Annotated in this window: 8 protein-coding genes; 4 read left to right on the top strand and 4 right to left on the bottom strand. The window is 29.9% G+C overall.

All coding sequences use genetic code 11. The features are described 5' to 3' along the window. Positions 1-19: 19 nt before the first annotated feature. Positions 20-2,095, bottom strand: a complete 2,076-nt coding sequence (locus MHN29_RS09560) for a tetratricopeptide repeat protein (RefSeq protein WP_235274825.1) — start codon at positions 2,093-2,095, stop codon at positions 20-22. A 141-nt stretch (positions 2,096-2,236) separates the two neighbouring features. Here MHN29_RS09560 and MHN29_RS09555 point away from each other — a divergent pair, with 141 nt between their 5' ends. From MHN29_RS09555 to MHN29_RS09545, 3 genes are all read left to right on the top strand, one after another. Then, a complete protein-coding gene (locus MHN29_RS09555) occupies positions 2,237-2,509 on the top strand; it encodes an STAS domain-containing protein (RefSeq protein WP_235274826.1) in 273 nt (90 codons plus the stop codon). Positions 2,510-2,528: 19 nt separating this feature from the next. Then, positions 2,529-3,794 carry an oligosaccharide flippase family protein gene (locus MHN29_RS09550; protein WP_235274827.1) on the top strand — a complete coding sequence of 422 codons (1,266 nt, stop codon included), beginning with the start codon at positions 2,529-2,531 and terminating at the stop codon, positions 3,792-3,794. 103 nt (positions 3,795-3,897) lie between these two features. Continuing rightward, the gene (locus tag MHN29_RS09545; RefSeq protein WP_235274828.1) at positions 3,898-5,103 is read left to right on the top strand and encodes a glycosyltransferase; all 1,206 of its coding nucleotides are present in this window, start codon (positions 3,898-3,900) and stop codon (positions 5,101-5,103) included. A gap of 14 nt (positions 5,104-5,117) precedes the next feature. Here the strand turns inward: MHN29_RS09545 and MHN29_RS09540 are convergent, their stop codons facing one another. From MHN29_RS09540 to MHN29_RS09530, 3 genes are all read right to left on the bottom strand, one after another. Continuing rightward, positions 5,118-6,632, bottom strand: coding sequence for a cellulase family glycosylhydrolase (locus MHN29_RS09540; protein WP_235274829.1), 1,515 nt, complete (start codon positions 6,630-6,632; stop codon positions 5,118-5,120). Then, the gene (locus MHN29_RS09535) at positions 6,626-7,768 is read right to left on the bottom strand and encodes a hypothetical protein (RefSeq protein WP_235274830.1); all 1,143 of its coding nucleotides are present in this window, start codon (positions 7,766-7,768) and stop codon (positions 6,626-6,628) included. Before MHN29_RS09535 ends, MHN29_RS09540 begins: the two co-directional genes overlap by 7 nt. A 71-nt stretch (positions 7,769-7,839) precedes the next feature. Continuing rightward, positions 7,840-10,929 (bottom strand): hypothetical protein, encoded by a 3,090-nt coding sequence (locus tag MHN29_RS09530; protein WP_235274831.1) that lies wholly within the window; start codon positions 10,927-10,929, stop codon positions 7,840-7,842. A 178-nt stretch (positions 10,930-11,107) separates the two neighbouring features. On the opposite strand from MHN29_RS09530, the gene MHN29_RS09525 reads away from it, so the two are divergent. Further along, a complete protein-coding gene (locus tag MHN29_RS09525; RefSeq protein WP_235274832.1) occupies positions 11,108-12,316 on the top strand; it encodes a response regulator in 1,209 nt (402 codons plus the stop codon). Positions 12,317-12,324 lie beyond the last annotated feature (8 nt).

The following is a 12,324-nucleotide window of genomic DNA, read 5'->3' as shown; positions in this document are numbered from 1 at the left end:
AAGTTTTGAAGAGCAAAAGTTAATTCTTTTGCTCTTTTTTCTTGAATATAGGTTTCTTTAAGAGTAACCATTTAAAACGAACTCCAATTTCTGTAAAACGAAACCCAGAAGCAGTTGCAGAGGCAATATTACTTTGAGAAGCAAATATATTTACCAAACTACGATCTGATATTTTGTAACCCAGTTTAGCCTGAACTCTATAAGTACTTTGTTTTGCATCATTTTCAATGAACTGGAAACCAGTAGCAGCTGTTAATTCATAAAACCATTCCTCACTTTTAATAGCAACTTCATTTCGTATAATGTTTACAAAAACTTCATAAGCATTAAACTTACTTGGACTAAAATATATAGCAGGAACTTGATTCTTGAATGATATATTTTGAAAGTTGAAACCAGCTTTTATAGAAGGTTTATTCATAATATTATAATACAAAGAGGCAAAAAGTAAATTTCTAGCATTGTCATCACTTTGAGTTGTGTAAAAGTATTGAGAGAATAATCCAACATTAAAGTTTGTGTTTAAACTATAATTAGCATAAAAATTATTTAGAACAATTTCTCTATTGATAAGCTCCGCATTAAAATTTTGAATTTCTCTTTTATAACCTACTTTTAAGTTTTGAAGTTTAAAAGGTTTGTAGTTAAAAGAAACATCACTTAAAATCTGATTAAAGCTTTTCGTTTCTGCTTTTGAAGAAGTAATCCCCACACTTCCGCTAAAATTTAAATTACCTAATAAATCATAAGAAATTCCTACTAAAAAGTTATTTGAAGTAGCTTTAATATTGCTAACGGTATTTTTTGTGGTTCTAAAGTTGTAGTTCCCTAGAACTTTAAATCTTGTAGATAAAGGGAATTCAATTTTTGCAGTATAAGAATAGGCTTCGTTGTCACCATTATCAAAAGAGTAAGAAGCTTTGTTGTCTATAAATGGAGTAAAACTTTCATCTAATTTTTTAATAAAGTTACTAGCATCTTTTTGATTTTTATAAAAAACTAAAGTATTCTCTGCACTTTTATAAGCATTATCATAATTACCCAGCGCTTTTAAAGCATTAGCTTTTCCTAGGTTTCCATCAAAAGAAGAGCTATCATTCTCTAAAATCAAATTGTAATCAGCAACACTTTTTTCAAAATCACTTCTATAAATATTAAGAGTTGCCCTTAAAGATAGTACCCAGTTTTCATTGGGGTATTCTTTGACTAGATTTTTGATTAAACTTTCAGCATCTTTAAATTTTTTATTCCAAATTAATGCTTGAACATAACGCTCTTTTGTTTGTTGAATTATAGTAGGAGAAGAGGAATCTGATAATAAATTATAAGCTTTTTTACTAGTATTTAAAGCATCAGGCTCTTTTCCTTTTAAGTGAGAAACTAATGCTAAACCATTTAAAGCAGCTAGTTTACTTTCTTCTTTTTTTTCTAAGAGAGTATAAATTTCTTCTGCTTTATCCAATTCATTTGCAATTAGGTATAGATTGGCTAGGTTGAATAAAGTTTGTTTGTCGTTATTAAAAAAAGTTAAGTTTTTCTTTAAAATACTTTCAGCTTTAGGATAGTCTTGTAATTGTTGTTGCTGATAAGCATATCCTAAGTAAATAAATTTTTTAGAAGTTAAAGCATTAGGATTCCCTGGAGAAACCGCTAAAGCTTTATTTATATATACAATAGCATCTTCATACTCTTTTAAGTTTGATAAGGTATTTGCATAACCTAGTAATGCAGAAAAGCTTTTAGAATCTTCATCAATTAATTTTTTATAATAGGATTTTGCATCTGAAAAACTTTTGTCCCAAAGTAAAGATTCAGCGTAATTTAACTTTACTTCAAAATCATTTTCATAATCTTTTAATAAGTTGATAAAAATGGTTTTAGCCTTTTTAGCATCGCCATTTAAACCAACGGCTCTACCATAACAAAGTCTTGCAGTTTTATTGGTAGGATAGTCTCCTAAAATTTCTTTAAAAAAAGTTTCGGCTTGTTTATATTTTCCAGTTTCTAAGTAAGTAAAACCTTCTTTCATATTTTGTGAAACCACAGAAATACTCATAAAAAGAAGTATGATGTGGGGGACTTTTTTTAAAATCATAACCTTTTTTTAATAAATGCGCTTTAAGCATTTGTTATTGACCATTCATCGAAAGGAAATTGCCTTTCAACGATAATTACATTTTTTTTTAAATATAAGAAAGATATTTGTTTCACTATTAACCAATTAAACTTTTTTATCATGGCTTTACAAATTTTAGAAAGAAAAGGGGTTTATTACTTAAATGGAAGAATTAACTGTTCTACCGTTAGATCTTTTATAATTTATTTCGAACATTACATATCAAAGAGTAAAAGCGTAACCATAAACATGGATAAAGTAAAAGAGATTGATATGGCTGGTATGGATGCAATAAAAACATTGATAGCTATTGCATTAAAAAAGCGAAAAAAATTCCTAACAGTTGGATACAAAGGTGCATTCAAACATCTTAACAATTTTGGTATATCATAGTAATATAAATTGAAAAAGAATGTTGATTGTATTATCAAAAAAAGTAAAAATAAAAATTTCCCAAGAGCATTTATTTATGATAAGTGCTCTTTTTGTAAATGGAGGAAATTATCTATACAATTTATTATTAGGTAGAATATTAGGACCTGAAATGTTTGCAGATGCAGCAATTATGATCACTTTTTTACTAGTGCTTTCATTCATAGCTATGACATTTCAATTGGTAACAGCCAAGTTTGCTATCGTTTTTGAAGGAGATGCTTTTAATACGTTTATATCAAACGTTTATAAGAGTGCCTGTTTTACAGGGATTATATTTGGAGCACTCATCGTAATTTTTTCCCCAGAACTTCAAGCTTTTTTCAAAACCAAAACAAGCAATATGTTTGTTGTGTTTGGAATAGGGGTGCCTTTTTATTTTATGATGAGTATAAATAGAGGTGTTTTTCAAGGGAAAAAATTATTTAATTCTTTGGCAATAACCTATCAATCAGAAATGATAAGTAGGTTGTTAATTACTCTAGGATTATTATATATACTCAATATAGAATCGTCTATCATAATTGCATTAGGAATTTTATGCTCTTTTGTTTTTGGATTATTTCCATATAAACTAAAAAACATATCTTTCTTCAAATCTGTAAGTTTAGATGACTCACAGAAGAAGTTAGTGCGTAACTTTTTTATTATCACAGCTTTTTACGAACTAACTCAAATTATTATTAATAATAGCGATATATTACTCGTTAAACATTATTTTGAAGCTTATGAAGCAGGTTTATATGCGTCGTTAGCATTAATTGGTAGAGTAGTATATTTTATAGCTTGGATGTTTGTAATGATGTTATTACCAACAGTAGTTCAACTAAAAAAAGAAGGAAAGTCTACTCATACAGTTTTATTAAAATATGTAGGATATATTTCAGTAATTTCTGCAGCAATAATATTTGCTTGTTTTTTATTCCCAAATACAATTATTCAGATATTATTTGGAGGTGATTATTTAAGCGTAACACCACTACTATGGAAGTATGCACTAGCCACGGGTATCTTTGCACTGTCTAATATATTTGCTTATTATTATTTATCGTTAGAAAAATATATTCCAGTAGTATTGTCAGGTATTTTCGGAATGCTACAAATAGTACTAGTTGTCCTTTTTCATAAAGACTTAGCCCAGGTAGTACATGTACAGATTATAGCTATGTTTTTACTACTATTTGTACAGCTGTTTTTCTTCTTTTTGGAAAATAGAAAAGGATTCCTAAATCAGCAGAATATCTAAGCTTTTATTCCTTTTATCTACACATAATGGTATTTAAACTGGTTATACCGTTGTTTCTAATATTTAAAAGCCAAATTTATATAATAACTTAAAACTAAATTAGATGAAATTAGCCATTGTAACTTCGTACCCGCCAAGTAAAGTAACTTTAAATGAGTATGCTTATCATTTAGTTAAAAGTTTTCGTCAGAAAGAGAAAATAACAGAGTTGATTTTATTGGTAGATGAAACTCCAAAAGAGAAAGATCTAAACTTTACAGAAAAAGGATGTAAAATAACAGTAAAAGAATGCTGGAAATTTAATAGTTATAGAAATATATTCTCGGTTGTAAAAGCAATTAACAAGACAAAGCCAGATGCTATTTTATTCAATCTTCAGTTTATGAAGTTTGGAGATAAAAAAGTAGCAGCAGCTTTAGGGTTAATGTTACCTTGGATATGTAAAATGAAGAAAATACCAACCATAGTTTTGTTGCATAATATTTTGGAACAAGTTGATTTGGAAAGTGCTGGTTTTACTTCAAACAAAATTCTACAAAAAACCTATAATCTTATAGGTAAAACGCTAACAAAATTAATTTTGAAAGCCGATACAGTTGCAGTTACCATGAAAAAATATGTAGATATTTTAGACTCAAAATATGGAACTAACAATGTAATGAATATACCACATGGAACTTTTGAAGTAGCTAAAAAGCCTTCTTATGAACTACCAGAAGGACCTATGAAAATTATGAGTTTTGGAAAATTCGGAACTTATAAAAAAGTAGAGAATATGATTGAAGCTGTGGTGAAAGTAAGAAAAGCTACAGGTTTAGACTTAGAAATAGTAATAGCAGGAACAGATAATCCTAATGTGCCAGGTTATTTAGAAGGAGTAAAGAATCAATACAAGGATGTACCACAGTTAACTTTTACAGGTTATGTAGAAGAAGAAGATGTTGAAGGTATTTTTAATGATAGTGCCGTGGTAGTGTTCCCATATACATCAACTACAGGAAGTTCTGGAGTATTACACCAAGCAGGTAGTTATGGTAAAGCTGTTGTAATGCCAGATTTGGGAGATTTAGCTTCTTTAGTAAAAGATGAAGGTTATTTGGGAGAGTTTTTTGCTCCTGAAAGTGTTGTTAGTTTAGCCGATGCAATCAAAACAATAGTTACCAATGATTTATACAGAGTTGCTTTAGGAAAAGCTAATTACAAAGCAGCTACTGCTTTTCCTATGGAAAGGATAACAGACATGTATATGAAAGAATTTGAGTCTATTATGGCTAAAAAAGAAGTATACGTTAGAGATTTAATTGTTTAAAAGGATAACATATGTTATTCTGATATATGCGCGAAAGATGGCTTTTTTTGGCCATCTTTATTTATGAAACCAAATTTCTTTTGAGGATATACTCTCCAAGGACGTCTTCCAACTACCGAAGCAGGAATTTTATTAAAGTCATACAAAGTCCATGAAATAAACGGAATTTTATGCTTTTTCAAGACTTCTTGCATTTTTTTGTAATATAGTGCTTGTTTCTTTTCCGAGCCTGCAAATGGTCTCCAAAATCCACCGTAAGAAGAAACTCCAAACTCTCCAAGTACTATAGGTTTGTTCTTGATTTTTTCTTTTAAGTTTAAAAACTCATTTTCAAATTTATTCAACTCTTTGTAATAGTGAAACGAAATAAAATCGATTTCATCCTGTAAAATAGGAGCACTATCGGCATCAGACCACCCAATGGTAATCGGATGTTTTGTATCTATAGATTTTATAAGTGTAATCATGCTTTTAAGCCACGCAATTACATTTTCCTTACCTCTGGATTTAAAATCTAAATTAGGCTCGTTTTTAACGTCCCAAGCCATAATTGCTTTATGATCTTTAAATGTTGAAACAATCTTTTCGGCATGTCTATGGTTTAAAGTCCAATCTAAAGTACTATAGTCTCCATAAAAATCAAATAAAGTAACTATGACATCAATACCTGCTTTTTCAGCATTATCCAGTACTTGTTTTAGTTTGTCGAGCTTTTCATATTTAACTTTTGCCTTGCCAAAATCGTCATACTGAACAAAAATTCTAATAGTATTTAACCCAGCATCCTTTATAATTTTAAAATCCTTTTTTATGATTTCAATATCAAACTTTTTACCAAACATATCCCAAGGTGTTGCTTGTGGGTAATAGTTAATACCTTTTATGTTAGCATATTTTAAAGAAGCATCATTCTTAGGTTCGTTATAAGTATCTGTATTCTCTTTCACCAAATGACGAATCCTCCAAAAACCATCTTCTAACAATAAAATCATTTTATAACTTGATACTTCTGTAATTTCAGAAATCAACTTTTTATTATGATAAATTTTCTTGTACTCAACTACATTTTCATCTTTTAAAACAATTAATTGTCCATCTTCACTAAAAAATAGAATATCAGGATGATGTTCAACTGTGGTGGATTCTATTGAAATGTTATTCTTTGCGTTTTGTTCAATAAAACTGAATAAGTTCTTTCTAGCATTATCAGTATAATAATCGTCAATACCAACTGTTTTATTCGATTTATAAGCTACATGTCGTACATACCAGGCATCTAAATAATCATTTTCAACTTCACCAAGTGTTTGAGGATCTACATAACGTCCCTCATTTCCATCAGACTTCCATATGGTTTTAGGTAAATATTGATCTAGTTTTCTTACTTCGGTATGTAGAAGTTTACTTCTGTCAGCACCCGTATTTAGATAAGTAAAAGCCGAACTGATAAGAAATATCAAAACAGAAACACTAAGTGTATATGATAATACAATAATGCCTCTCATAATATTTTTGTCAATTTTTACCATAGCTTTTTATCTTTAAAATTTTGAGTAATACCTGCCGACTTTATCTTTAAGTTATAGGTCCCATTTTTAAATATATTTTCGTTTAAATGGAAGCGAACATAACCTTCTCGAGATTCCTTTAAATATTCGTCTAGAATTGTATCACCTCTGTAAATTTCTAAACGTACTTCTAAACCATCAGGAATCATTTGGTTCATAAAGCTTTTTATAGGGCCTATTTTTATGGTTCTATTATTTTCAGAAAAGGTTACATTAAAATCGTGTATAATTTTTTTATACCTAATTTTTAATACATTACTTTCAGAAATACCAATTACATAGGCTTTTATCGACCAATTTTCTTCATGATCGGGATGAATCATTTGAGCGGTAGCAATTCCTCTAATTGTAGTTCCTGTTGTTTTTAAAATATTTCCTTCAGAATTGGTTATAAAAAATTCAACAAAGCTACCATCGCTAACAACATTACCATGTTTGTCTTTTAAAATAGAAGTAGTAAAAGTGGTAATTTGATTTCCATCGGCATATTCATGATGTCTTTCTGCAAAAATTTCAAAGTTTACAGATATAGCTGGCATAATGCTTAAATTATATTCTTTTGAATCTAAGTTTAAGCAGTTTGAAGATAATAACATTCTTCCACTTTTTTTAGGAGAATAAATGTTTTTATAAGCAATTAAGTTTTTAGTAAAAACTTGTTCTTTTCTTTCCGAAGCTAAAAACTGATATTGTAAGGTTACTTTAGTATTGTTTTTAATAGGATTGTCTAAAACATCAGTAGGAATGGTAACCATCATGGCGTAATCTTTCCCGCCAGCTTCAATACTTGGAGGACCTAGATAAGTTTCTAAACTTACGGGTTGTTGCTTACGAGTTATCATAAACTTTCCTGAAAGCGTTGTATCATCGGTTAAAAGTTTCCAGTTAACCGTACCAATTTTATTACTAATATATTCAGGAAAGATATATTGGGTTTGATTATTTTCTGTTTTAGAAGATGTTAATAGAGTAGTACCATAACTATTAGAACAGTATAACTTAATAGAATCATTTTCAATACCAGAAAAGCTTAATGAAATTTTACTACCAGCTTTAAATTCTTTTGAAGTAGTTAATAATGTTATTGGCCCATTCACTTTTTTTACACTTTCGTTAAAGGAAAGTATAAGAATACTGAGTAGTAAAAAGTATATGTTTTTTATAGGCATCATTTAGGAGCTCCAATATAAATATTCATTTCAATTTTAACAAAACTAAAAACAGGATGATCAATTTTTTGAAGTTCCTTAACTGTGTGTTTTTCAATTCTATTAGGTACTATTTCATCAGCAATGTTGTTGTTAGGTAATCCATTTACATAACAGTAGTCCATATCGGTACTAATAATTTCTACTTCAGAATCGTCAACTAAATTATATTTAAAATATTGCTTTCGTTGTTGTCTAATACCAGCGTCTACAAACATTTGATCTACCCATACAATGTCTTTGTTTTCATTGTAGTAAGTAATAATGAGCTGAGGTATTGTAATTTCTTGAATACCACTATTAAATAAACTTCCACTAACTTTTTGACCTTCAATAAAAAGATCACTTAACACCACATTTTTAAATAAATCAGAACCCGAAACATTACCAGCAGCTTGTATGTTAAACTTAGTAGGCTGCTCTTCTAACTCAATAGGAGTAAACTCATCTGGATTAAATGTTTTAGGAATAGAGTCTTGTATTTTTGTCCAAGCAATCCCTTCAAAATCTATTCTAAATGAAGTAATTTCTTTAGGCATCAATTTATGTTTCATATGATATTTAGCATCATATATAGCAAGCTCTTTATTATCATCGTTATACAACGTTCCTTTTAAAACAACATCGGCAGGAACATTATCAATGTTTTGTACTTCACCAATTATTGAATACTGATCTTTATATTTCACCAATTTAGCTTCAATAATTTCTAATACAGGTTGTTTCAAAACATCTTCGTGATGTGTTTGCTCTGTAGTAATCCTTTTTCTTCCCTGATTAAAATAAGCGGTTTTATTATTAGAGTATAACTGATCAGGAGGTAAGTCTAAATCTATAGGTTCAGGTTTTAAATACCATTTACCATTTTCTTTTACCGCGGTTTTATAATCAGTCAAGCTAACCTTTTCCAAAGGAGTAATCCATTTGGTGTCTACTTTTAAGGTAGCTAAACTGTCAGTACTTTTAATAACAGTAGATTCTAAGGCATCCAATTTAGCATAAGAACTTAATAAACCATCGGTAACAGAAATTTCTAACATGTATTGGTCTAGAGCGACATTACTTTTAGGACTAATAAGTTTATGTGCTTTTATAAATCGTTTAAAGTCTAAATGATCATAATAGGCAGCAACGACATTTTGAGGAGAACGTTGCGAATCGTTTTTCATATGGAATATATAATAACCATAAACGAATATGATTATTAAAATAACTGCCCAAACGTGAGATACTCGTAGAAGATTGTTTGAAAATTTAGTATAATCATTCTTAAATTTTAAATAGTCCGAACGAATGTACTTTCTTGGATTTATATACCTGGAAAAAAACAATCTAGTATTAAGAAATAGCGCTATAATAAAAGTTAAAAAAGGTACGGTGCCCCATAATATTTTTTGCCAAGTACCTACATCTTCTTTAGGAAGGATGGACGACATTGGTGGAATGTTTAAACGCTCCCAAACCATAATACCGTTTTCTAACTGAGGTAAACGTTGCCAACCGCAGAAATATAAAATGGGATCGTAAAATTTATCGTTAGAAAAAATGTATTTCAAATTATATTTAGCAGGAGTTGTTAAGAACTGTTGTAAAGATCCAATTCCTGCGACTCCTTTAAATTTTGAATTTTCTAAACGCTCAATTGGTCTAGTAGTCAATTCGGGTAAACGTCTTGCAGAATGATAATTTCCATCTACAGTTAAGGCTTTTGTTTGAGCACCAAGCCAAGCCATTTGATCACCAAAACCTAAAGTTAAATAACGCCATTGATCGTGCTGATCTTGCGTTAAAAAGTTAACAATAGGTAGCATTTTAATCTTTTGCGGTTGTGAAGGTCTAAAGTAACCTAAACTCATGGTGAAAACTACAGTTCCTATAAATAAACTGGCTAAAAATCCGCCAATAACTCTATGATAAAGAGGACCGTATTTTTTTTGAATGAGTTCCTTTAAATCACCTTCAACAAATCGGTATGTAAATTCTCCAAGAAGCGGTATAGACATTATGGATGCCCATAAAGTAAATCTATCTAGCGTAAGAATATTAAAAGCATTATCACCTAACATCATTTTAGGAAGTGGGGTAGTTCCTCCAGTACCTAATATCGTTAGCATAGTAATTGAAATTCCAAAGAATAAATATCGCTTGCTGTAATAACGATAAAATATATAAGGCAAAATAAAAAGTAATATTCCCCAAGGAATGGTGAAAAATACTAAACCAGAAGAAGTTACTTCTAAAAAGTTATCTCTTGAGCCATGTGGAATTGGTACCTGAGTTATCGGATTTTTCTTAGAGTTAATCCAATAAGGCAGTAAACAACAAATAATAGTCATTAACGAAAGAAAACCAAAACCAATAATTCGTTTAAAGAGTTTTAAAAATACTTGTAAAAATAGTTTAAAGGTTATTTCTTTTGAGGTTTCTACTTGTTCTCTACAAGCATCCATTACAACCATACCTATCAAAGGAAAAATGAAAAAAACCATTCCGAAAATAGGAGTAACATGATGGGAAGTAACCGTAACAGAAATTAAAGATAAACAAGTAAATAAATATTTATATCGACCAGTTTTTAACCACTGATAAATTTCGGGCATTGCATGCATTAGAATGGATATTCCCATAATACTAGGCAACTGTCCGAAAATATGAAGCGTTTCCACAAAAGAAGATGAAAACATGGCCAAAATACAAGCGTATCCAGCTGCTTTTTTACTTGAAGTAATTAAGTAGGAAAATCGATAGGTTCCTGTTGCAAATAATATAACTCCAATGATGGCAAGTGTAAAAAGCCCAAACTTTAATCCACCAATATAGGATAAGGCAGCCATGGTTTGATGAACCAAAGGAGGATAACTCATTACAGTAAAACCAGTATACCATTTATAGTTCCAAGGTTCAAACCAACTATTAGCATAATGCTCAGCAAAAAATAAATGAATTAAAGCATCGTAAGTGGTTTCTAAAGTAAAGAAAATAGCAGTACCATGGAACGCTACTCCAAGCAGTATGGCGATAATTAAAAATTTATTAGAAGTACCTCTCATTTAGCGGGTTAATCATTTGCAATTATGTAAATATAAATGAATTTAAACGCTTTATTTTTTAATTCATCTATAGTAAAGAACCATTCATCTAAGGAAACTGTCTCTTTAAGTAAAAATAAACTTTTTTTATTGCAATCAAAGTTATTTTTGACTATAACCATCAAACAACCTATTATATATGAAGATTTTAGCTATAGATGATCAAAGATTAGTACTAATTCCTTTAGAAAATAGATTAAAGGAACTAGGGTACGAAATTCAAACTGAGATTAGTGCTGTGAAAGGAATTGAATTATTTGATTCATTTAAACCAGATTTAGTGATTGTTGATATGAACATGCCTACAATTTCTGGATTAGGAGTAATAAAGCATATAAGAGAAGTAAAAAAATCTGATGTCCCTGTAATGGTGCTATCTGGAAATACTGATGATGATGTCATAACAGAAGGTTTTGATTTAGGGATAAATGATTATATGAAAAAGCCTTTAAGTTTAAATGAGGTTTGTGCAAGAGTTAAAAGATTAATAGGAGTACCAGAAAAAGGAGCTGATAAAAAAGTATTTAACGATACCATTATTCAGCAAAGATGTGTAGGAGTGGTAATTCCTTGTTATAACGAAGAAGAAAGATTATTAAGTAAAGAGTTTATCAACTTTATAGATAAACATACCGGATACTTATTGTGTTTTGTCAATGATGGTAGTACCGATAAAACATTAGATGTATTAAATAATCTTAGAAAAGGAAGAGAAGATTTTATTAGCGTTTACGACTGTGAAAAGAATGGGGGGAAAGCAGAAGCCGTACGATTGGGAATGTTGCATTTGGCAGAAGATGAAGGTTTAGATTATATAGGTTTCTTAGATGCAGATTTATCTACAGACTTATCTGATTTTGACGATTTAGTAACCACGATAGAAAATTCAGACTTTAAAATTGTTAGCGGTTCTAGAATTAGTAGAATGGGGGCTAACATTACAAAGCAATCAGCGAGACAAATTATAAGTTTAACGATAAACTATATCATAAGAAAGATATTATCAATGAACTTTAAAGATACACAGTGTGGGGCAAAAATATTCCATAGAGATGTAATCAATATAGCGTTCGATAAAAAATTTATTACCAAATGGTTATTTGATGTAGAAATCTTTTTAAGAGTAAAGAGATACTACAAAATAGATAAAGCCAGAGAAATGATGTGTGAGCAACCATTGAAAAGATGGGTACATGCAGATGGTTCTAAATTATCAATGAGAGATTCAATTAGAATTATAGGGCAATTAGGGCAAATAGCCTGGTCTTACAGAAAAAAAAACATAAAAAACACGAAAAACGTCACGCAGCCTAAGTTTAGCATTAAGTCGTTTTTCTTTAATCCTTAAAATCCGTA

The sequence above is a fragment of the Tenacibaculum sp. Cn5-46 genome, from assembly GCF_022347705.1.
GTDB classification, from domain to species: domain Bacteria; phylum Bacteroidota; class Bacteroidia; order Flavobacteriales; family Flavobacteriaceae; genus Polaribacter; species Polaribacter aiptasiae.
Note: the sequence above shows the minus strand (reverse complement) of the source record. Positions and strands in the feature narration are given on the sequence as shown.

Bases quoted from the DNA above. Each gene is read 5' to 3' on its own strand.
- MHN29_RS09560 (WP_235274825.1), bottom strand. From the start codon at position 2,095: ATGATTTTAAAAAAAGTCCCCCACATCATACTTCTTTTTATGAGTATT.
- MHN29_RS09555 (WP_235274826.1), top strand. From the start codon at position 2,237: ATGGCTTTACAAATTTTAGAAAGAAAAGGGGTTTATTACTTAAATGGA.
- MHN29_RS09550 (WP_235274827.1), top strand. From the start codon at position 2,529: ATGTTGATTGTATTATCAAAAAAAGTAAAAATAAAAATTTCCCAAGAG.
- MHN29_RS09545 (WP_235274828.1), top strand. From the start codon at position 3,898: ATGAAATTAGCCATTGTAACTTCGTACCCGCCAAGTAAAGTAACTTTA.
- MHN29_RS09540 (WP_235274829.1), bottom strand. From the start codon at position 6,632: ATGGTAAAAATTGACAAAAATATTATGAGAGGCATTATTGTATTATCA.
- MHN29_RS09530 (WP_235274831.1), bottom strand. From the start codon at position 10,929: ATGAGAGGTACTTCTAATAAATTTTTAATTATCGCCATACTGCTTGGA.
- MHN29_RS09525 (WP_235274832.1), top strand. From the start codon at position 11,108: ATGAAGATTTTAGCTATAGATGATCAAAGATTAGTACTAATTCCTTTA.